Genomic DNA, 19,756 nt, shown 5'->3' on the forward strand with positions numbered 1-19,756 from the left:
TCATGTCGCACAGTGTATCGATCAAGGACCTCTCTTTGAGCTTCGGCGCCGTCAAGGTGCTGGAAAACCTCAATCTCGACATCGTCGACGGTGAGTTCATCGTTCTCCTCGGCTCATCCGGCTGCGGCAAGTCCACGCTGTTGAATTGCATCGCCGGCCTGCTCGAGCCGACCGACGGGCAGATCTTCATCAAGGGCAAGAACGTCACCTGGGAGGAGCCCAAGGACCGCGGCATCGGCATGGTGTTCCAGTCCTATGCGCTCTATCCGCAGATGTCGGTGAAAAAGAACCTCTCCTTCGGCCTCCAGGTCGCCAAGATGCCGAAGGAGGAAATCGAGAAGCGCGTCCAGCGTGCCGCCGATATCCTGCAGATCGGCCCACTGCTTGACCGCAAGCCGTCAGCGCTTTCCGGCGGTCAGCGTCAGCGCGTGGCGATCGGCCGTGCCCTGGTACGCGATGTCGATGTCTTCCTGTTCGATGAGCCGCTCTCCAACCTTGACGCCAAGCTGCGCTCGGAGCTGCGTGTCGAAATCAAGCGTCTGCACCACAATCTCAAGAACACGATGATCTACGTCACCCACGACCAGATCGAGGCCCTGACGCTCGCAGACCGCATCGCAATCATGAAAAGCGGCGTGATCCAGCAGCTCGCAGATCCCAACACCATCTACAATCAGCCGAGAAACCTCTTCGTCGCAGGCTTCATCGGTTCCCCGTCGATGAATTTCCTGCATGGCGAACTCGTGAACGAGGGCGGCAAGATCTTCTTCCGCACGCATGATGTGCTGTTCTCACTGGACGGCTACAGGTCGCAGGAGCCCCTGACCGCCGGCCGTAAGGTCGTGCTTGGCGTCCGGCCTGAGCATATCAAGGTCGACGAGGAAACGGGCATCACCGAACTGCATGAGGCTGTCGTCGATATCGAAGAGCCAATGGGTGCCGACAATCTTCTGTGGTTGAAACATGCCGGCCATACAATGTCGGTCCGTATCAGCGGTACGCGGCGTTATGCGCCGGGTGCGCGCGTGCGCCTCGCTTTCGACATGGAGGTCGCCTCCCTTTTCGACGCCAAGAGTGAAGACCGAATCTGAGTGATCCCCCCTGCGTCCCGGACCTGCGTGCCGGGACGCCTTTTTCTTCCAGGACGCGTATCATGAATGAGTATACGAGCGGCGGCACCATCGATCTCCAGGGAGCGTGGCATCTGTCGTCCGTGGACGGCGACCACGGGGCGTCGATCAGCATCCCCGGTGATGTCCACTCGGCGCTCCACGCTGCCGGCCTCATCCCCGATCCCTATTTTGCCCGCAATGAAGAAGCGGTGCAGTGGGTCGCCGAGCGCGACTGGGCCATAGAGCGCAGCGTCATTGTCCCGGATGTCGCTGGCAGCTGGTATCTCGATATCGACTATCTCGACACCATCGCCGTCGTCTTCGTCAACGATATCCCGGTGCTCTCAGCCGACAACTGCTTCAGGCGCTATCGCCCCGATGTCAGCCACGCGCTTCAGCCGGGTGAAAACAAGATCCGCATCCTCTTCCATTCCAGCATCACCGCGGGCGCCGAGCGCCAGGCGCGCCAGCCCTTCTATATCCCGTATTCGACCGCGAATTCGCCAATCCCCAACGGCAATATGCTGCGCAAGCCGCAATGCCATTTCGGCTGGGACTGGAACATCGCCCTTGCGCCGCTTGGCCTTTATGGGTCGATCGCATTGAAACAGCTCGATCCCGCCCGCATCGAACATGTCGAGACGGAGCAGGTGCATCATGCCGATGGCCGCGTTGACCTGAAGGTGATCGCCACGCTGCATTCGTCTGAGCCCGCAGTCGTGCCAATCCATTTTGATCTCGACGGCGAGCGAGTCCGCCTCGATGTCGGTATCGCCGCCGGCGAAACGAAGATCGTGCATATCTTCGAGATCGAGAGCCCGCGCCTCTGGTGGCCATCGGGTTCCGGCGCGCAGGCGCTCTATACGCTGACCGTCGATCTGCCGACGGAGGTCGTCACCCGCCAGATCGGCTTGCGCACTGTCGAACTCCTCACCGATTCCGACGCAGCCGGCAGTCGGTTCGCGCTCAAGGTCAACGGACGCGAGATCTTCTGCCGTGGTGCCAACTGGATCCCAGCGGACGCGCTCTTTTCGCGCGCGTCGGAAGAGAAGACTGAAGACCTGCTGAATTCCGCTATCGCGGCCAACATGAACATGATCCGCATCTGGGGTGGTGGGTTCTATGAGGCCGACTGGTTCTATGACCTTTGTGACCGGCTTGGTCTGATGGTCTGGCAGGACTTCATGTTCGCCTGCAATCTCTACCCATGCACCGAGGACTTCCTCGACAATGTCGCCCACGAGGTCGAATATCAGGTCAAGCGCCTGTCGAGCCACGCCTCCATCGTCATCTGGTGCGGTGACAACGAGCTCGTCGGTGCGCTGACCTGGTTTCCGGAATCGCGCGACAACCGCGACCGCTATCTCGTCGCTTATGACCGCCTCAATCGCGTCATCGAGCAGGGCATAAAGAAGTCCTTCCCGCAAGGCATCTGGTGGCCGTCGAGCCCGGCCTCCGGCTATCTCGACTACGGCGATGCCTGGCATGCCGATGGTTCGGGTGACATGCACTACTGGTCTGTCTGGCACGAAAACAAGAGTTTCGATAATTACCGAACCGTCAAACCACGCTTCTGCTCGGAATTCGGCTTCCAGTCCTACACCTCGCTGCCCGTCATCGAGAGTTTCGCCGACAAGAGCGACATGAACATCGCGTCGCCCGTCATGGAGCTGCACCAGAAGAATGTCGGCGGCAATGAGCGGATCGCGGGCACCATGTTCCGCTATTTCCGCTTCCCGAAGGATTTTGCCAATTTCGTCTATTTAAGCCAGATCCAGCAGGGGCTCGCCATCAAGACTGCCGTCGAATACTGGCGATCGCTGAAGCCCCACTGCATGGGTACGATCTACTGGCAGCTCAACGACACCTGGCCCGTCGCCTCCTGGTCCAGCTTGAACTATGGCGGCAGCTGGAAGGCCATGCATTACATGGTTCGTCGCTTCTTCCAGCCGGTCGCGGTCGCTGCCATTCCTTCCGAGGATGCCACTTCCATCACGCTTTCCATGGTCAACGACACGCTGGATACCGTTACGGTCGATGCCAACCTCTTCGTCCTGACGCTTTCGGGCGAGCGCATTCCGCTAAAAAGCGTGCAGGGCGATTGCGGCCCCGACGCTGCCGACATTCTCGTCACGCTGGATGCCAGCGAAATCCCGGCGGATGGTCTTCTCGCCTGGAGCTTCATTGCATCCAACGGCATGACCGGAGAGGGGCATTTTATCAACGGCACCTATAAGGCGCTGGAGCTCCAGCCGGCGGGTATCGAGACCACCGTCATCGCCACGAATGATGGTGCGTTCGAGGTAACTGTCACCGCAAAGGGTCTGGCGCTCTTCGTCATGCTCGAAAGCGAGACCGCCGGCCGTTATTCCGACAACGCCTTCGACCTTTCGGCCGGCGAAAGCCGCCGCATCACCTTCACCCCGGACACGGCACGACCATCAGGCACCTTGCCGGCATTCCGCGTCTACGATCTCTACAGCTGCCAGTCGGTGGAATGACAGGCGACACCCATAAGGCCCTGGGCGCCCGATCCAGGGAAAACGAGGAGGAGTACCCCTATGACCACGCTCGGATTTCAGCTTTACAGCGCCCGCAATTTTCAGCCCTTCAGCGGCATTTACCCGAAGCTCCAGGCCGCCGGTTACGGTGAGGTCGAAGGCTACGGCGCGCTTTACGCCTCGCTCGCCGATGGTGAGCTCGATGCCTTCCGCAAGGAACTCGATGACAACGGCCTGACTATGCCGACCGCCCATTTCGGCCTCGACATGATCGAGGGCGACCCGGATCGCGTGATCAAGATTGCAAAGACGCTCGGCATCGAGGCGGTCTACTGCCCCTACCTGATGCCCGACCAGCGTCCGACGGATGCCAGCGGCTGGTTCGCTTTCGGCCAGCGTCTACAGGCCGCCGGCAAGCCGCTGCGCGATGCCGGCCTCGTTTTTGGCTGGCATAATCACGACTTCGAATTCGTGGCTTTGCCGGATGGCTCCACCCCGCAGGAGCAGATCTTCGCCGGTGGCCCGGAACTGGACTGGGAAGCCGATATCGCCTGGGTCATCCGCGGTGGTGCCGATCCCTTCGCCTGGATCGAAAGCTACGGTAAGCGCATCAGCGCCGTCCACGTCAAGGACATCGCACCGGCGGGCGAGAATGCCGACGAAGACGGCTGGGCCGATGTCGGCCATGGCACCGTTGACTGGAAGGGCCTGGTCGCTGCGCTGAAGAGCACTCGCGTCAAGCATTTCGTCGTGGAGCACGACAATCCCAAGGACATCGACCGGCTGATCACCCGCTCGATCGCGTCCTTCAAAACCTATTGAACCCAGCGCACAGAGCAGGACATTCTTATGGCACGCGAACTCGGCGTCGGCATCATCGGATGCGGCAATATCTCCACCACCTACTTTACGCTCGCGCCGCTGTTTCGCGGCCTGAAAGTCGTCGCTTGCGCCGACATCAACATGAGTGCTGCGCAGCTGCGCGCCGAAGAATACGGCGTCAAGGCACAGACGATCGACGAGCTTCTCGCCAATGACGAGGTCGATATCGTCGTCAACCTGACTATCCCGGATGCGCATTACCCGGTCTCCAAGCGCATCCTCGAAGCCGGCAAGCACGTCTATTCGGAAAAGCCGCTGGTGCTCTCGCTTGAACAGGGCGAAGATCTGCGTGCGATTGCCAAAGCCAAGGGCCTGTCCGTCGGCTGCGCACCCGATACCTTCCTCGGCGGCGCGCATCAGCTGGCGCGTGCCTATATCGACAAGGGTGGCATCGGCCGAGTCACCTCCGGCACCTGCCACGTCATGAGCCCCGGCATGGAAATGTGGCATCCGAACCCGGACTTCTTCTTCCTGCCGGGCGGCGGCCCGGTTCTCGATCTAGGTCCTTACTATATCGCCAACCTGATCAACCTGATCGGTCCGGTGAAGCGCGTAGCAGCCTTGACCTCGATGGCCAGCGAGACCCGCACCATCACCAGCCAGCCGCGCAATGGTGAGCAGATCCCGGTCAAGACGCCCACAAACATCCATGCGCTCTTGGAATTCCAGAACGGCGCGACGATCACGCTGTCCGCCAGCTGGGATGTCTGGAGCCATCGCCACGCCAACATGGAACTCTACGGCACCGAAGGCTCGCTCTACGTGCCAGACCCCAACTTCTTCGGCGGTGTCGTCGAAGCCTCCGGTCGCGACAAGGATATCCAGCCGCTTGAAGCCTGGGATCATCCATTCGGCATCAACAACCAGGAAAGCCCGCAAGGGCCGCGCGCCAACTACCGCACGGCCGGTCTCGCCGACATGGCTGTCGCCATTCTCGAAGGCCGCGATGCCCGCTGCTCGCTCGACCGTACCCTGCACGGCGTCGACGTCATGGTCTCTATCCTGAAGTCGGGCGAGACGGGAGAATTCGTGACATTGTCGACAACCTGCACCCAACCGGCAGCTCTGGGTATCGACGAAGCGCAGGCTCTGCTTCGCTAGACCCATCGCCAACCCCTCCCCACAAGGGGGAGGGGCTTTTCCGCCGCCGCCTCTGGGCTTTTGCTTCGTCTCCGCTAAGTTGCGGCTGGCGGAGAACGGGAGCGTCCCCGATCGGTCTCCCCCCTTGTGGGGGAGATGGCCGGCAGGCCAGAGGGGGTCTTCGTTTCCGCCGGGCACATGCATCTGGGAGAGAACCATCCATGACCTATACCCCCGCCGAAAACCGCTACGAGCGGATGACCTATAATCGCTGCGGCAAGAGCGGGCTGAAGCTGCCGGCGATCTCGCTCGGCCTCTGGCACAATTTCGGCAATGACACGCCGCATGCCACCAAGCAGGCGATCTGCCGCAAGGCATTCGATCTCGGCATCACCCATTTCGACCTCGCCAACAATTACGGCCCACCGCCGGGCTGCGCCGAGGAAGCCTTCGGTGAGATCCTCAAGACCGATTTCCGGGGTTACCGCGACGAGCTGATCATCTCGTCGAAAGCCGGCTACAACATGTGGCCCGGCCCTTACGGCGAATGGGGCAGCCGCAAATACCTGATCGCCTCCTGCGACCAGAGCCTGAAGCGCATGGGCCTCGACTATGTCGACATCTTCTATTCGCACCGCTTCGATCCCGACACGCCGCTCGAGGAAACCTGCGGCGCACTCGATCACATCGTGCGGTCGGGCAGGGCGCAGTATGTCGGCATATCCTCCTACAATTCGAAGCGCACCCGCCAAGCTTATGAAGTCCTCAAAAGCCTTGGCACGCCGCTTCTCATCCATCAGCCCAGCTATTCGATGATCAATCGCTGGATCGAGGAAGACGGGTTGATCGATACGCTCGAAGAGCTCGGCGTCGGCTCGATCGTTTTCTCGCCGCTCGCACAGGGCATGCTGACGTCCAAGTATCTGAACGGCATTCCGGAAGGCACCCGCGCCACGCAGGACAAGTCGCTCGACCCGGGCTTCCTCAACGAGCGCAATCTCGAAAACATCCGCGGCCTCAACCGCATCGCCGAAAAGCGCGGCCAGACGCTGGCACAGATGGCGCTTGCCTGGGTGCTGCGCGGCAAGCGCATCACCACAGCGCTGATCGGCGCGTCCAAACCTTCCCAGGTGGAGGATTGCGTCAAGGCAATCGAGACGCCCGATTTCACGGCGGAAGAATTGGCCGAAATCGACGTCTTCGCCAAGGACGCCGACATCAACATCTGGGCTGCCTCTGCCGAGCGCAAGGGCCCGCCCAGGAAGAAGAAGTAGAAACCCATCTCCCCCCTTGCGGGGGAGAACGGGATTTCAGCAGCTTAGCGTCAGCTAAGTGCTAGAAATCCCAAGAGAGGGGCTTGTCAGTCAGGCAACCCCTCTCCTGAAAAATCTAGGGCTTGAGCCTTTTGCTAAGTCCCTGGTTTTTCTTAGTCTCCCGCAGGGGGAGAGGTAAGTGCGGAGGAGGAAAAACGCCATGATCACCAATCCCATCCTGCCGGGGTTCAATCCGGACCCGTCGATCTGCCGCGTGGGCGACGACTACTATATCGCCACCTCCACCTTCGAATGGTATCCGGGCGTGCAGATCCATCATTCGGGCGATCTGGTGAACTGGGACCTCGTCACCCGCCCGCTCAACCGCGCAAGCCAGCTCGACATGCGCGGCAATCCCGACAGCGGTGGCGTCTGGGCGCCGTGCCTGTCCTATGCCGATGGCGTGTTCTGGCTCGTCTATACTGACGTCAAACGCTTCGAAGGCTCGTTCAAGGACGCGCATAACTACATCGTCACGGCACCGTCCATCGAAGGCCCGTGGTCGGACCCCATCTACGTGAATTCCTCCGGCTTCGACCCCTCGCTCTTTCACGACGATGACGGCCGCAAGTGGTTCACCAACATGCAGTGGAACCACCGTCCCGAAGCCCGCAACACCATCGGTCACGCCAAGTTCGACGGCATCCTGCTACAGGAATGGGACCCGAAGACGCAAAAGCTCATCGGCCCGATCAGGAATATCTTCGAGGGCAGCAGCCAAGGTCTCGTCGAAGGCCCGCATCTCTTCAAGCGCAATGGCTGGTATTACCTGACGACCGCCGAGGGCGGCACCGGCTATGACCATGTCGTGACCATGGCGCGCTCCCGCTCGATCGACGGCCCTTACGAGATGCATCCGAACACGCATCTGATCACCGCCAAGGATAACCCGGAGGCAGTCCTGCAGCGCGCCGGCCACGGCCAATATGTCGAGACGCCGGACGGTCAGGTCTACCACACGCATCTGTGCGGACGCCCCATGGCCCCGAAGCGCCGCTGCACGCTCGGCCGCGAAACAGCCTTACAGAAATGCGTTTGGAAGGAAGACGGCTGGCTCTATCTCGAACAGGGCGGCGTCGTACCATCCGTCGAGGTGCCGGCGCCTACTGGTGCGGTGAAGCGCGAGGAACCCGTCGAGATCGTCAGGACCTTCGACAGCCCGGACTTACCATCCGAACTCCAGTGGCTGCGCACGCCGCAGCCCGAACGCCTGTTCAGCCTCACCGAGCGGGCAGGGCGCCTGCGCCTCTTCGGGCGTGAAAGCATCGGCTCCTGGTTCGAGCAGTCGCTCGTCGCCCGCCGGCAGGAGCATCACCGCTTCCGCGCCGAAACCCGTCTCGAATTCTCGCCCGACACTTACCAACAGGTCGCAGGCCTGACGCATTACTACAACCGCTACAAGTTCCACGCGCTCGGCATCTCCACCGACGAAAAACTTGGCCGCTCGCTGATCATCCTCTCCTGCCCGGGCGACTATCCCTCCGGCAAGCTGGCGTTCCCGATCGGCATGGGCCAGTCGATCCCCGAGGGTGCCGTGGATCTCGCCATGGAGATCACCGACAACGACCTGCAATTCTTCTGGCGCGTCGCAGGCGAAGGCGCATGGCAGGCTATCGGCCCCGTCCTCGACGCCGGCGTCGTCTCCGACGAAGGCGGTTTCGGCGAACACGGCTCCTTCACCGGCGCCTTTGCCGGCATGTTCTGCTTCGACATTACCGGGCGCGGCAAGGTGGCGGATTTCGAGCGGTTCGTGTATCGGCGGGGGTGAGGGGCGCAAGCGTATCCGTCGTCATCCTCGGCCTTGTGCCGAGGATCTACTCACGTCGCAGTCAATTCAACGGTAGCGGATGCTGGGGACGAGCCCGAGCAAGACTGTTGGTCCAGGCGGTTGCCGGACCAGACGCATTCGATCAGACATTTCAGGTGGAACGGCTTTACGTGGAAACAGGCTGTACGCCATCCACATTGCCTGTAAGATTCCGCAATGGACCATCATCACGCCCATCTCTTTCCCGGCGTCCCGCTCGCCCTCGGCTCCGCCGTGCTCTTCGGTGCCTCCGCACCTTTGTCCAAATGGCTGCTCGGCAGCGTCGATCCCTGGCTTCTGGCGGGCATCCTTTATCTCGGTGCGGGGATCGGGCTGGCGCTCGTCCATTGGGGGCGGCCGCTGATCGGGCTTGAGCGGGTCGAGGCGCCGCTGTCGCGGTCCGATCTTCCCTGGCTTGCGGCGGTCGTGGCCTTCGGTGGCGTGATGGCACCGCTGTTCCTGATGCTCGGCCTGTCGCTGACGCCAGCCTCCTCCGCCTCCCTGCTTCTCAATCTCGAGGGGCTGGCCACCATGCTGATCGCCTGGCTGGTGTTTCGCGAAAATGTCGATCGCCGCCTGTTGATCGGCGCTCTCGCCATTGTGGTCGGCGCGGTCGTGCTGTCATTCGATGGCGGTGGATTGAAGCTTGATCCCGGCGGTCTGTGGATCGCGGCGGCCTGCCTCTGCTGGGGCATCGACAACAATCTGACCCGCAAGCTCTCCTCTGCCGATCCCGTACAGATCGCGATGATCAAGGGGCTCGCTGCGGGTGGTACCAACGTGGTGCTGGCGCTTTTCCTCGGTGCGTCGCTGCCGTCGTTTTTCGTCATCGGCATTGGAGCCATCGTCGGCTTCCTCGGCATCGGCGTCAGCCTTGTCATGTTCATGCTGGGTCTGCGCCATCTCGGCACCGCGCGCACCGGCGCCTATTTCTCGCTTGCCCCTTTCATCGGCGCCCTGATCGCCGTCATCGGTTTCGGTGAGCCGGTGACCCTATCGCTCGTCGTCGCAGCACTGCTGATGGGCTTCGGCCTATGGCTGCATCTGTCGGAGCGCCACGAGCATGATCACGTGCATGATCCCATCGAGCACGATCATCTCCACAGCCACGACGATCACCACAGCCACGACCATGACGGCCCCGTCACCGAGCCGCATGCACACTGGCACCGCCACGCGCCGCTCCGCCACAAACACCCCCATTATCCGGACCTGCATCACCGGCATGGGCATGGGTAACATGAGCCAAACCACCGTCATCCTCGGGCTCGTCCCGAGGATCTGCAGGCGTCGCAATGATTTCAACGGTAGCGGATGCTCGGGACAAGCCCGAGCATGACGAGCCCGCCCTTCTTCACCCCAACCGCTCCGCATGCCACTTCAGGTGATCCTCCATGAAGGTCGAAATGAAGTAGTAGGAATGATCGTAGCGCTCATGCATGCGTAGCGTCAGGCCGATATCGGTGCCCTTGACCGCCTCCTCGAACTTCCAAGGAGCGAGCCCGGTCTCCAGGAAGCTGTCGGCCTTGCCCTGGTCGATCAGGAACTCAGGGAAGCGCGCACCGTCTTCCACCAGCGCGCAGGCGTCATATTCGCGCCACTTCGCCCGGTCTGGGCCGAGATATTTCTCAAACGCATCCTGCGTCCAGTCCGCCGTCAGCGGATTGACGATCGGCGCAAAGGCCGAGCAGCTCTTGAAGCGCTCAGGGTTCTTCAGCGCGATCGTCATCGCGCCATGGCCGCCCATGGAATGGCCGAAGATCCCCTGGCGGGTCATGTCGGCGCGGAACTGTTCGGCAATCAGCGCTGGCAGTTCCTCGGTGATGTAGGAATACATCTGGAAGTGTTCGGCCCAGGGCGCTTCGGTGGCGTTCAGATACATGCCCGCACCCTTGCCCATCTTCCAGTTGGTAAGTTCGTCCGGCACGTCATTGCCGCGTGGGCTGGTATCTGGGCAGACGACGATCAGGCCGAGTTCGGCGGCCATCCTGCGATACTCGCCCTTTTCCATGACATTGGCGTGGGTGCAGGTGAGGCCGGAGAGGTACCAGAGCACGGGCCGCTTTTCTGCAATCGCCTGCGGCGGCACGAAGACGGCGAAGGTCATTTCGGTGCCGGTCGTTTCCGACTGATGGGAAAAGACGCCCTGCATGCCGCCGAAGGCGGTGTTCTGGGAGATGATGTTCATGGGTGTTGCTTCCTTGTCGTGCGAATGGGTCAGCCGGCCAGCGACACCGCCGCATTGACGGCAGCCGCGACCAGCACGGTGTTGAAGAAGAACGAGGTTGTCGCATGCACAAGATTGAGCTTGCGCATCGCCGTCGAGGTGATGACGACGTCAGAGGTCTGGGCGGTCATGCCAATGACCAGCGAGAAGTAGAGGAAATCATGGCCGCAGGGGTTCGGCGTCGCCGGAAACTCCAGCCCGCCGCGCCGTCCGTTCTCATTTGTCCGCGAAGGCCGCCAATAAACATGGGCATAGTGCATCGCCGCCATGGTGTGGATCGTCAGCCAGCCGAGGACCACGGAGGCGAAAGCCAGCGCCAGCTCTGTGTAACCGCTCTGGCTGTCGGTGCGGTTCAGCGCCAGAAACAGCGAGCCGATTGCGGCGACGATCGCCAGCAGGGTCACCGCGAAAATGGCGAAGGCCGGCGCATCGGCGGCGTCCGCATGCTGCCTCAGATAGGAAGGGGTCAGCCGCCGCATCCTGAGCAGCGACAGGATCAGGTAGAGGAAAAAGAACAGGATGGCTGGCAGTTCGATGATGAGGGCAGGTTGAAACGCTGCCGCAATGGGCAGGCTCGCGACCGCCAAGCCACCGGCCAGGGCAAAGGAACGATAGCGGTGGTCGAGCACCGAATTCATCAGGTTTTTCAAAAGCGCTGCGCCTGTGGTCTTGCCCGGGTGATCAGCCCTACTTCTTGATGCGGCGGCAGAGCCTGTCAAGCGTTTCGAGGAAGGCGGAGCGGTCGCGTGGAGAGAAGGCTGCATTGTAGCCCTTGCTCTCGCCGGTCTCGCGCAGATGCGCCCCGAGATCGCGCATGGCGGTTGCCATGCCGATATTGGCCTTGTCGAAGATCCGTCCCGTCGGGCCCGTCACCTGGGCACCGGCCGCGACGCAACGCCCGGCCAGTGGCACATCGGCCGTCACAACGATATCGCCTTCGCCACAGCGCTCGGCGATCCAGTCATCGGCCGCATCGAAGGCGCCGGATACGATGACGTTCTTCACCATCGGATCGCGCGACGGCCTCAAGCCCGAATTCGCCACAAAGGTCACCGGCAGATCGTGCCGCTCTGCGACTTTCAGGATCTCCGGCTTCACCGGACAGGCATCGGCATCGACATAGATTTCGGGCATTTGATCAGTCGTCAAAGAATCTGCGATAGTCTCGCGCCGCATGCAGGAGACGGATGAGCTCGATCCCGTCCCCGGTGTCGAGTGGCTGGTAGATAATCAGGTATCGCCGGAAGGGGAATAGCCGCATCGTCGGATATCTGGGAAATCGTTGGACGCCGAGATGCGGACGTTCCGCCAATACCCAGTATCGCTCTTCCAACTCTGCGACGAAGCTATCGGCTGCGGCCTCATTGTCCGCTCCGATGAAGGACCAAATGCCGTAAAGATCCTCGACGAAGAGTGGTCTTCGCAGGATCCGCGGCATGGGTCACCGCCGCTTCCGAAATTCTGTGACCAGGTCGTCAGCAGATTCCATCATAACCGGAGGGCCACTTTCCAATCCGAGGGCCGCTTCGCGCTCCAGATCCGTTAGAAACCGCGCAGCCTCCGCCTCGCGTTGCTCTAGCAGATCAAGGCTGTAGCCGATGACGTCTGTCGTTGAACTGAACCGACCCGATTCCACTAGCCGCTCGACCAAAGCTGCTTGTCTGTCATCCAACATAATGCGGTCATGCTTCATCACGTCAACTCCGCGAGACTACGTCAGTCTATCATGATTTCGTATAGCCAGCCATCTAGCGAAACGATCGTGAAAACCTACCCCCGCCGCAGCATGTCGACATGCGGAATATCATCCTCCAGATATTCCTCCGAGATCACCTCGAAGCCGAGCGACCCATAGAACTTCTGCAGATGGCTCTGCGCCGAAATCTCGATCGGCTCACCGGGGTGGCGCTTCTCCACCTCGGCAATTGCCTCGCGCATCAAGGCTTCGCCCAGTCGCTTTCCGCGATGATCAGGCGACACCGCGACGCGGCCAATGCGGGGATGATGCTCCGGGATCGGCCGCCAGAGCCTTGCGCAAGCCAGGAGGTCGCGGTCCTGCAGCAGCCGCAGATGCAGGCAGTCCTTGTCGTTGCCGTCGAGTTCCGGATAGGGGCAATGCTGCTCGACGACGAAGACGTCGACGCGCAGCTTCAGCATCTCGTAGAGGTCGGTGGCGGAGAACTCGTCGAGCCTCCGCACGTCGACAGTGTAAGGCACTGACATCAATAGACCACGACGCCGCGGATCGATTCGCCCTTGTGCATCAGGTCAAAGCCCTTGTTGATGTCCTCGAGCGGCATGGTGTGGGTGATCATCGGGTCGATCTGGATCTTGCCCTCCATGTACCAGTCGACGATCTTCGGCACGTCGGTGCGGCCGCGCGCGCCGCCAAAGGCGGTGCCCATCCAGTTGCGGCCGGTGACCAGCTGGAACGGACGCGTCGAGATCTCCTGGCCGGCACCGGCCACGCCGATGATGACGGATTTGCCCCAGCCGCGATGGGAGCTTTCCAGCGCCTGACGCATCACCTTGGTGTTGCCGGTGCAGTCGAAGGTGTAGTCCGCGCCGCCGATCAGGTCGTTGCCGCGCTTGGTCAGGTTGACGAGATAGGGCACGATGTCGTCGCCGACTTCCTTCGGATTGACGAAATGCGTCATGCCGAATTTTTCGCCCCAGGCCTTGCGGTCCGGGTTGATGTCGACGCCGATGATCATGTCTGCACCGGCAAGCCGCAGGCCCTGCAGCACGTTCAGACCAATGCCGCCGAGGCCGAAGACGATCGCCGTCGAGCCGATTTCGACCTTGGCCGTGTTGATCACGGCGCCGATGCCGGTCGTGACACCGCAGCCGATATAGCAGATCTTGTCGAAGGGCGCGTCGGGGTTGACCTTGGCGACGGCAATCTCGGGCAAAACCGTGAAATTCGAGAAGGTCGAGCAGCCCATGTAGTGGTGGATCTTGTCCTTGCCGATCGAGAATCGGCTGGTGCCGTCAGGCATCACGCCCTGACCCTGGGTGGCACGGATCGAGGTGCAGAGGTTGGTCTTGCGCGAGGTGCAGGAATAGCATTCGCGGCATTCCGGCGTATAAAGCGGAATGACATGGTCGCCCTTCTTGACCGAGGTCACGCCAGGGCCGACATCGACCACGATACCAGCACCCTCATGCCCGAGGATCGCCGGAAACAGACCTTCCGGATCGGCGCCCGAAAGGGTGAAATCGTCGGTGTGGCAGATGCCGGTCGCCTTGACATCGATCAGCACTTCGCCCGCGCGCGGGCCTTCCAGCTGTACAGTCATGACCTCGAGCGGCTTGCCAGCCTGAACGGCGACGGCGGCGCGTACATCCATGATGTGTTCTCCCTTGAATTTGTCTCTGGCTGCGAGTTTGGCACGCCAATGCGGACGGGCTCAAGAGGGCGCACCCCATTTTGTCAATAGTCTGATTTTTCAGCCGAATCAGGTTGTGGTCCGATCACGCCTCTATCAGTGGAACGTGGCGGCCGGCATCGCGGTTGAGCATGCCCGACAGGCGCGGATCTTCAAACACTTCGACCATCCGATCATAGACGGTAAAACCGGAGCGCTGGTAGAAGGGAAGCGCCGCCGGGTGGTCCAGATGGCAGGTATGCACCCAGAACCGGTCGATCGGTTTCGACCATGCATGGTCGATCGCGGCATTCATCAGAATACGGCCGGCACCTGAGCCGACCGCAGACGCGTCAACGCCGAAAAAGGCCAGTTCGCACTCGCCGGCCTTGCGGAAGTCAAGCTCCAGGAGGCCGATGCGCTCGCCATGTCGCATCAGGCCAAAGATCTCGACCGCTGCACTGGTGAGGATAGCCCGCAGGGCTTCGTCTTCCATAGAAATGCGCGACACCCAGAGCCATTCTTCCCCGACCCGGCGATAGAGCGCGCGGTACTCTTCAGGGTCGGGCGAAGGCCACGGGACAACGGAGAGGTCTGCCTCGGAAGGAGCCGCACGAAGCGGTGGTTTCTCCCGCATCTCGAGGCATGTCACCACAGTGGCAAGCGTTCCCTGAGGCAGTTTCGAATAGCCGATCGGCAAGGGCGTATTGACGGTGTCCATGCCCTTTTGGACCTGTTCCGTCCGCTGAAGTCAAGCGCGCGATTGTGTGTCGATGGGGGCGGCGCCGTTCATGGAAAGAGCAGGCGGCAGGAATAGATCAGGCCATAAATGTGGATCGAAAGCGCCGCATAGTAACCAAAGCCCGTCATCAAACGCTCTGCCGGCGTCATCGGGACAAGTTCAGCCCGCGGTTTGGCATTTTTCGTCTTGATCAGGCTCAAGAGCGTGAACACGGCAAGCGAGCCGATGAGCATCGTATAGGATAGCCCGAGTCGCCAGCCCGTCCACAGGATCGCAGCCGTCACGATGAAGCTTGCGACTGCCAAAAGTCGTTCGGTCTCGAAGATCTGTCGCAGGACCTGCCCTCCGTCAAAGCGATAGGTCGGCAGGAGATTGAGCAGGTTGAACCCGCCGAGAATCACCAGAAAGACAAGAATTGGCCCATCGGTATCGAAGCCGTGACCAACGCCATCGGCCGACTGATGTGCTGCAATCAGGATGGGGACCAGAAGTGCCGAAACGCCGGCGCCCATCAATGCGCAGGTCGCCACCTCGAAACGGCTGTGATAGGGGCGCCCCCCGATGGCGATGCCGCCGAGCAGCGGCACGAAGATCATTCGCGCACTTGGATGACCAAATGTTCGATAGGCGATCATATGGCCAAGCTCGTGCAGGACGATCACCAGTGTCAGGAAGATGGAAATCATCAGGCCGGCTTCATTGAGACCGAAGAACGGCCAGAGCATCAGGGTCGACCCGATCATCAGAACAGCCTGCCACAGGGGATGCTCGAAATGCGCGAGGCTTGAAGAGGCGCGTTCCTCGACATGGTTCTTCAGCGCCGTCATTTCCCGGCGCAGCAGAAACAGACGGAAGAGGTAAGGCGCAAGCCCGCGATAATCATCGGTAATCTCGAAGGTGACACGTGTATCGAGACCCAGTCGCTCGACCGTTCGGTGCTCACGATAGCCCTTCCAATAGGACACATCGAGCGCGCTATCGGCCACAATTCGAAGATCGCAGGAGAAACTTGCCCCGGCGGTCATCGCTGCCCGGTCGACGGCCATAATCCGGCGTGTCGGCCGGCCATGCCGGTCCGGGTGGCGGTAGGCGAATTCCACGCGATCAGGCGCACCTTCCACAGGCTCGACAGCAATCACGGACGGGTGCCAGGCCGTCATGTCGCCGGCCGGCCTTGTGATATTCCACACCTCTTCAGCGCGCGCGTTCAGCACCCGCGTTACCCGGATCGACCTTCGACCGAGCGGAGCGGCCATCATCAGCCATAACAGACCGAGATTGATGACGAGCAAGAACAGTGCGGCCTGATGCGACGCCAATTCCGGTCTCCGGTGAAACGCTGATGCTCAAGCAATAGGTTCAAAACTCTGCCATTTACTGACCTTTATCATTCGACTTTTAAGCAAGACCGAAACTACGCGTGCATCGACAATCACTTTTGATTGTCGAACCATCAGCGGATTGAACGACAAGAGCGTTTCATGAGCGCTCAACGGCCATTTTTGCGCGCGACTGGCGATGCTCGCGCCACAGGATGAATAGTCCCGATCCGACGATGATCAGGATGCCGAGCCACTTCGAGGGCGTCGGAAATTCATCGAACAGCAGATATCCCAGAGCGACAGCCGCAATGATCTCGAAATACTGGAAGGGTGCCAATACTGATAGCGGCGCCAGCCGAAAGGCGCGCACCACAAGAAGATGGATATGCCCGGAAATTGTCCCGAGCAGCACGAGAAGTGCAAGGCCCAGCAGCGAGGCGGGCAAGGCAGGCGCGAGGTCGGCATCTCCTGTTACCGTACCCGCGATCAGTGCCGCGGACATGAAGACAGTTCCCCCGATACCCGCCATGGTCTGCATCGTCATCGGGCTATCGGCCTCACCGATGGCGCGATTGAGGAACATGTAGAGCGCAAAGAGGAATGCACAGGCGATGGGGAGCAGCGCCTTCACTCCAAAGATCGCATAGCTCGGCTGTATCACGATCATCGCACCGGCAAAGCCGACAGCGATGGCCAACCAACGGCGCCAGCCGACCCGCTCACCGAGGAACAGCGCCGAAAGTGCCGTCAGGATGAAAGGTTCGACGAAATAGATGGCGAACACGTCTGCCAGCGGCATATATTTCACCGCAACGAAGAACATCAGGCTTGCCGCACCGTGGATGACGCCACGCAACAGGTTCAGCCATGGCCGCTTCGCCTTGAGCGCTTCGCTTCCATTCAGCCACAGGAGAAGCGGCAACGTCGACAGCAACTGGAAGAAGAAACGGTAAAAGGTGATCTGGCCGGGCGACATCGCCTCGAAGGTCGCCATATATTTGGCGATGGCGTCCATCAAAGGCAGCACAAGCATGCAGCCAGCCATCAGGGCCATGCCGCGAACGGGATCGGAGGCGGAGGATTGCATATCGGATCTCGTCAGTCTCGGGACAGGCTTCAGGGGCGGGGCCTCCACCATGCACACAGGGCGCGCGCAATCAAGGCAGAGTAGACGTGGAAAAGGCTCGCGTTCCATCGTGCATTTCGGCGAGGTCTGGCTTGTCCAAGTCGTGCCGAAGGTGGCCATCGGCGGATCGAGCCGCTAATATGGCATCAGGATCACTCCGGCGAGGCTCGAAACGCTCCTCCGCCGCGATCATCAGGGAGCAGGGTATGGCCTCGCGCAAGACGTTTTCCCGCAACACCGATGCCAGCGACGACACGCTTGGCGGGCGCCTCTCCATGGCCCGTGATGCGGTGGAACTGACCCCGGCGGATGTCGCCAATCGTGTCGGCGTCCGGCGTGACACCTTGCTGGCCTGGGAATCGGATCGCTCCGAACCGCGCCCGTCCAAGCTCGTGGATCTCGCCGGCATTCTCGGTGTGTCGCCGATGTGGTTGATGACGGGCCTGGGTTCGGGGCCTGTGCAGGAAAGTCTCGATGTGCCGATCGAGGGCTTGCGCTTGCAATTGCAGCGCCTGACCGACGCCCATATGGAATGTGGCCGGCTGATCGCCGACTTGTCCCGACAGATCGACCGATTCGAAGCCCGTAGCCAGCGCGACGCTGCGCTTGGCGACCTTGATGGTCCGATGGATGGTCCGATCATGGGCCGCGCCTGAGGAACGACCTGCCGCGATCTTCCGTCAGTTGGCGTTGGTGGTCGGCCCGAACACCGTCTCGAAAGCCTCCCTCAGGCGAATGTCGACATCGGCCATCATCACGGGCAAACCGAGATCGACCAAACTGGTGACGCCATAGGTGCTGATTCCGCACGGCACGATACCGCCGAAATGGGAGAGGTTCGGTTCGACATTCAGCGAAAGTCCGTGAAAGCTCACCCAGCGGCGAAGGCGAATGCCAAGAGCTGCAATCTTGTCCTCCGTCATTGAGCCATCCGGCAAGAGCGGCTTGTCCGGACGGCGAACCCAGACGCCAACCCGATCCTCCCGCCGCTCGCCCCGCACATTCATGGCGTCGAGTGTCTGGATGATCACTTCTTCCAGTGCCGAGACATAGGCACGTACGTCCTGGCGCCGCCGTTTGAGATCGAGCATCACATAGGCCACCCGCTGGCCTGGCCCGTGATAGGTATATTCTCCGCCGCGCCCGCTGGCAAAAACGGGGAATCGGTCGGGCTCGACCAAATCCTTCACATCGGCGCTGGTGCCGGCCGTATAAAGCGGTGGATGTTCAAGCAGCCACACCAGTTCGTCGGCACGACCTTCGGCGATGGCGGCCACCTCACGCTCCATCTCGGCCACGGCGTTCTCATACGGAACAAGCCCATCCGAGATCCTCCAGCGGACCGGCGGAGAGTCGGGTGAGGCATGCATGATATGGTCGAGATCGGTGCGCAGCATGGCGAGGTCCGTCGTTTCGAAAGGCAGATCGCCATCAGCGAGTGCCTGTGGAAAAATCCTGAATTTCCCTCTACTTGGCAACAAAGCCCCTGGCTTGCAAGGCTTGTCGGTGCCGCGCCGCGACAGACTTTTCCACTGGAGAGAAGTTTTTTCAAAATTCTGTCATGGCGGGCTTGTGGACCCCCGGGGCTTTTGCTACATGCAGCCCCGCCGGAGCAATTCGGCGCCTACCACGATGCGGTCGTGGCGGAATTGGTAGACGCGCAGCGTTGAGGTCGCTGTGGGGCAACCCGTGGAAGTTCGAGTCTTCTCGACCGCACCAAAGAAACCCGGCTTCGGCCGGGTTTTTTGTTTTTATCCGAAAGTTGACCCTAATGGTGTCCCATGTGGAAAAAATCCATGGGCCAGCTTGCTCGGCAAATATCAAATCCCCAACCAAAGCGTGTCGGCCACCGCTTTCTCTGCCTTGCCGGCTTGGCGCGGGCCGAAACAATGACCCCAGGTTAGAGCTTGAGGGGTGAGGCCGCACTGGTCACGAATTCATGGCGCAGTGAAACAAATATCATGTCGTTTTGCATGCTGGATTTCGGTCACCATGCCGAGACGATCGGGGATCAGCCGCTAAGCGATGGTACTTGAACTGGGCTGAGAGCTGAGTCTCGAGCAAAACCACCCCGCTACAGAAGTTGGTCGACTGCCTCCTCGACAACCTCTCCGGATCCGTCAAATCCTGGAAAAGCACAGGTGATACTTTCCTGGCTCGTCAGAACTTCGACAATAAGCGCAGCTGGAAGGTTATTCTGGCCGGTCCCCGCGCCAGAACCTTTATCAACGGCTGACCATGGGGCGGGGCTAGGCAGGACCCGCTTTTTAAGAGCG

Annotated in this window: 20 protein-coding genes and 1 tRNA gene; 10 read left to right on the forward strand and 11 right to left on the reverse strand. The window is 60.9% G+C overall.

Annotated elements, in window-relative coordinates:
* Positions 1-2 precede the first annotated feature (2 nt).
* From IP76_RS12100 to IP76_RS12130, 7 genes are all read left to right on the forward strand, one after another.
* Positions 3-1,091 carry an ABC transporter ATP-binding protein gene (locus IP76_RS12100; protein ID WP_054158463.1) on the forward strand — a complete coding sequence of 363 codons (1,089 nt, stop codon included), beginning with the start codon at positions 3-5 and terminating at the stop codon, positions 1,089-1,091.
* A gap of 62 nt (positions 1,092-1,153) precedes the next feature.
* On the forward strand, positions 1,154-3,613 hold the full coding sequence (locus IP76_RS12105; protein WP_054158464.1) for a glycoside hydrolase family 2 protein: 2,460 nt from the start codon (positions 1,154-1,156) through the stop codon (positions 3,611-3,613).
* Between the two features lie 60 nt (positions 3,614-3,673).
* Positions 3,674-4,435, forward strand: coding sequence for a sugar phosphate isomerase/epimerase (locus IP76_RS12110; RefSeq protein WP_054158465.1), 762 nt, complete (start codon positions 3,674-3,676; stop codon positions 4,433-4,435).
* Between the two features lie 27 nt (positions 4,436-4,462).
* Complete coding sequence (locus IP76_RS12115; protein WP_054158466.1) at positions 4,463-5,596, forward strand: Gfo/Idh/MocA family protein; 1,134 nt, start codon at positions 4,463-4,465, stop codon at positions 5,594-5,596.
* A gap of 200 nt (positions 5,597-5,796) precedes the next feature.
* Positions 5,797-6,849: an L-glyceraldehyde 3-phosphate reductase gene (gene mgrA, locus IP76_RS12120; protein ID WP_054158467.1), complete on the forward strand. Its 1,053-nt coding sequence runs from the start codon at positions 5,797-5,799 to the stop codon at positions 6,847-6,849.
* A gap of 199 nt (positions 6,850-7,048) precedes the next feature.
* A complete protein-coding gene (locus tag IP76_RS12125; protein WP_054158468.1) occupies positions 7,049-8,656 on the forward strand; it encodes a glycoside hydrolase family 43 protein in 1,608 nt (535 codons plus the stop codon).
* A 216-nt stretch (positions 8,657-8,872) separates the two neighbouring features.
* Entirely contained in the window at positions 8,873-9,934 is a 1,062-nt protein-coding gene (locus IP76_RS12130) for a DMT family transporter (RefSeq protein WP_054158469.1), read from the forward strand.
* A gap of 115 nt (positions 9,935-10,049) precedes the next feature.
* On the opposite strand, the gene fghA is transcribed toward IP76_RS12130, so the two are convergent.
* The 10 genes from fghA to IP76_RS12180 form a co-directional block, all read right to left on the reverse strand.
* The gene (gene fghA / locus IP76_RS12135) at positions 10,050-10,883 is read right to left on the reverse strand and encodes an S-formylglutathione hydrolase (RefSeq protein WP_054158470.1); all 834 of its coding nucleotides are present in this window, start codon (positions 10,881-10,883) and stop codon (positions 10,050-10,052) included.
* Between the two features lie 29 nt (positions 10,884-10,912).
* Entirely contained in the window at positions 10,913-11,560 is a 648-nt protein-coding gene (locus IP76_RS12140) for a DUF1345 domain-containing protein (protein ID WP_054158471.1), read from the reverse strand.
* Positions 11,561-11,609: 49 nt separating this feature from the next.
* Complete coding sequence (locus IP76_RS12145; RefSeq protein ID WP_054158472.1) at positions 11,610-12,056, reverse strand: YaiI/YqxD family protein; 447 nt, start codon at positions 12,054-12,056, stop codon at positions 11,610-11,612.
* 4 nt (positions 12,057-12,060) lie between these two features.
* Positions 12,061-12,360, reverse strand: a complete 300-nt coding sequence (locus IP76_RS12150; protein ID WP_054158473.1) for a type II toxin-antitoxin system RelE/ParE family toxin — start codon at positions 12,358-12,360, stop codon at positions 12,061-12,063.
* A 3-nt stretch (positions 12,361-12,363) separates the two neighbouring features.
* Complete coding sequence (locus IP76_RS12155) at positions 12,364-12,615, reverse strand: type II toxin-antitoxin system ParD family antitoxin (protein WP_082352509.1); 252 nt, start codon at positions 12,613-12,615, stop codon at positions 12,364-12,366.
* Positions 12,616-12,692: 77 nt separating this feature from the next.
* Complete coding sequence (locus IP76_RS12160) at positions 12,693-13,145, reverse strand: GNAT family N-acetyltransferase (RefSeq protein WP_197278335.1); 453 nt, start codon at positions 13,143-13,145, stop codon at positions 12,693-12,695.
* Complete coding sequence (locus tag IP76_RS12165; protein WP_054158476.1) at positions 13,145-14,272, reverse strand: S-(hydroxymethyl)glutathione dehydrogenase/class III alcohol dehydrogenase; 1,128 nt, start codon at positions 14,270-14,272, stop codon at positions 13,145-13,147. Before IP76_RS12165 ends, IP76_RS12160 begins: the two co-directional genes overlap by 1 nt.
* 124 nt (positions 14,273-14,396) lie before the next feature.
* Positions 14,397-15,011 carry a GNAT family N-acetyltransferase gene (locus IP76_RS12170; RefSeq protein WP_054158477.1) on the reverse strand — a complete coding sequence of 205 codons (615 nt, stop codon included), beginning with the start codon at positions 15,009-15,011 and terminating at the stop codon, positions 14,397-14,399.
* A gap of 68 nt (positions 15,012-15,079) precedes the next feature.
* On the reverse strand, positions 15,080-16,351 hold the full coding sequence (locus IP76_RS12175; protein ID WP_054158478.1) for an SRPBCC family protein: 1,272 nt from the start codon (positions 16,349-16,351) through the stop codon (positions 15,080-15,082).
* Between the two features lie 160 nt (positions 16,352-16,511).
* Entirely contained in the window at positions 16,512-17,441 is a 930-nt protein-coding gene (locus IP76_RS12180; protein WP_054158479.1) for a DMT family transporter, read from the reverse strand.
* 245 nt (positions 17,442-17,686) lie between these two features.
* Here IP76_RS12180 and IP76_RS12185 point away from each other — a divergent pair, with 245 nt between their 5' ends.
* Positions 17,687-18,136: a helix-turn-helix domain-containing protein gene (locus tag IP76_RS12185; RefSeq protein WP_054158480.1), complete on the forward strand. Its 450-nt coding sequence runs from the start codon at positions 17,687-17,689 to the stop codon at positions 18,134-18,136.
* Positions 18,137-18,160: 24 nt separating this feature from the next.
* On the opposite strand, the gene lipB is transcribed toward IP76_RS12185, so the two are convergent.
* A complete protein-coding gene (gene lipB / locus IP76_RS12190; protein ID WP_054158481.1) occupies positions 18,161-18,877 on the reverse strand; it encodes a lipoyl(octanoyl) transferase LipB in 717 nt (238 codons plus the stop codon).
* Here lipB and IP76_RS22810 point away from each other — a divergent pair.
* Positions 18,845-19,150 carry a hypothetical protein gene (locus tag IP76_RS22810; RefSeq protein WP_156318554.1) on the forward strand — a complete coding sequence of 102 codons (306 nt, stop codon included), beginning with the start codon at positions 18,845-18,847 and terminating at the stop codon, positions 19,148-19,150. The two genes, lipB and IP76_RS22810, sit on opposite strands and share 33 nt — an antisense overlap.
* Positions 19,115-19,199 (forward strand) — tRNA-Leu (locus IP76_RS12195). The genes IP76_RS22810 and IP76_RS12195 overlap by 36 nt, the downstream gene beginning before the upstream one ends.
* Positions 19,200-19,756: the final 557 nt, after the last annotated feature.

Source organism: Rhizobium sp. AAP43 (assembly GCF_001296045.1).
Classification (GTDB): Bacteria; Pseudomonadota; Alphaproteobacteria; order Rhizobiales; family Rhizobiaceae; genus Allorhizobium.

What these genes read in the sequence shown, in the direction of transcription:
- IP76_RS12100 (WP_054158463.1), top strand. Translation starts at nt 3, where the DNA reads ATGTCGCACAGTGTATCGATCAAGGACCTCTCTTTGAGCTTCGGCGCC.
- IP76_RS12105 (WP_054158464.1), top strand. Translation starts at nt 1,154, where the DNA reads ATGAATGAGTATACGAGCGGCGGCACCATCGATCTCCAGGGAGCGTGG.
- IP76_RS12110 (WP_054158465.1), top strand. Translation starts at nt 3,674, where the DNA reads ATGACCACGCTCGGATTTCAGCTTTACAGCGCCCGCAATTTTCAGCCC.
- IP76_RS12115 (WP_054158466.1), top strand. Translation starts at nt 4,463, where the DNA reads ATGGCACGCGAACTCGGCGTCGGCATCATCGGATGCGGCAATATCTCC.
- mgrA (WP_054158467.1), top strand. Translation starts at nt 5,797, where the DNA reads ATGACCTATACCCCCGCCGAAAACCGCTACGAGCGGATGACCTATAAT.
- IP76_RS12125 (WP_054158468.1), top strand. Translation starts at nt 7,049, where the DNA reads ATGATCACCAATCCCATCCTGCCGGGGTTCAATCCGGACCCGTCGATC.
- IP76_RS12130 (WP_054158469.1), top strand. Translation starts at nt 8,873, where the DNA reads ATGGACCATCATCACGCCCATCTCTTTCCCGGCGTCCCGCTCGCCCTC.
- fghA (WP_054158470.1), bottom strand. Translation starts at nt 10,883, where the DNA reads ATGAACATCATCTCCCAGAACACCGCCTTCGGCGGCATGCAGGGCGTC.
- IP76_RS12140 (WP_054158471.1), bottom strand. Translation starts at nt 11,560, where the DNA reads ATGAATTCGGTGCTCGACCACCGCTATCGTTCCTTTGCCCTGGCCGGT.
- IP76_RS12145 (WP_054158472.1), bottom strand. Translation starts at nt 12,056, where the DNA reads ATGCCCGAAATCTATGTCGATGCCGATGCCTGTCCGGTGAAGCCGGAG.
- IP76_RS12150 (WP_054158473.1), bottom strand. Translation starts at nt 12,360, where the DNA reads ATGCCGCGGATCCTGCGAAGACCACTCTTCGTCGAGGATCTTTACGGC.
- IP76_RS12155 (WP_082352509.1), bottom strand. Translation starts at nt 12,615, where the DNA reads ATGAAGCATGACCGCATTATGTTGGATGACAGACAAGCAGCTTTGGTC.
- IP76_RS12160 (WP_197278335.1), bottom strand. Translation starts at nt 13,145, where the DNA reads ATGTCAGTGCCTTACACTGTCGACGTGCGGAGGCTCGACGAGTTCTCC.
- IP76_RS12165 (WP_054158476.1), bottom strand. Translation starts at nt 14,272, where the DNA reads ATGGATGTACGCGCCGCCGTCGCCGTTCAGGCTGGCAAGCCGCTCGAG.
- IP76_RS12170 (WP_054158477.1), bottom strand. Translation starts at nt 15,011, where the DNA reads ATGGACACCGTCAATACGCCCTTGCCGATCGGCTATTCGAAACTGCCT.
- IP76_RS12180 (WP_054158479.1), bottom strand. Translation starts at nt 17,441, where the DNA reads ATGCAATCCTCCGCCTCCGATCCCGTTCGCGGCATGGCCCTGATGGCT.
- IP76_RS12185 (WP_054158480.1), top strand. Translation starts at nt 17,687, where the DNA reads ATGGCCTCGCGCAAGACGTTTTCCCGCAACACCGATGCCAGCGACGAC.
- IP76_RS22810 (WP_156318554.1), top strand. Translation starts at nt 18,845, where the DNA reads ATGCATGATATGGTCGAGATCGGTGCGCAGCATGGCGAGGTCCGTCGT.
- lipB (WP_054158481.1), bottom strand. Translation starts at nt 18,877, where the DNA reads ATGCTGCGCACCGATCTCGACCATATCATGCATGCCTCACCCGACTCT.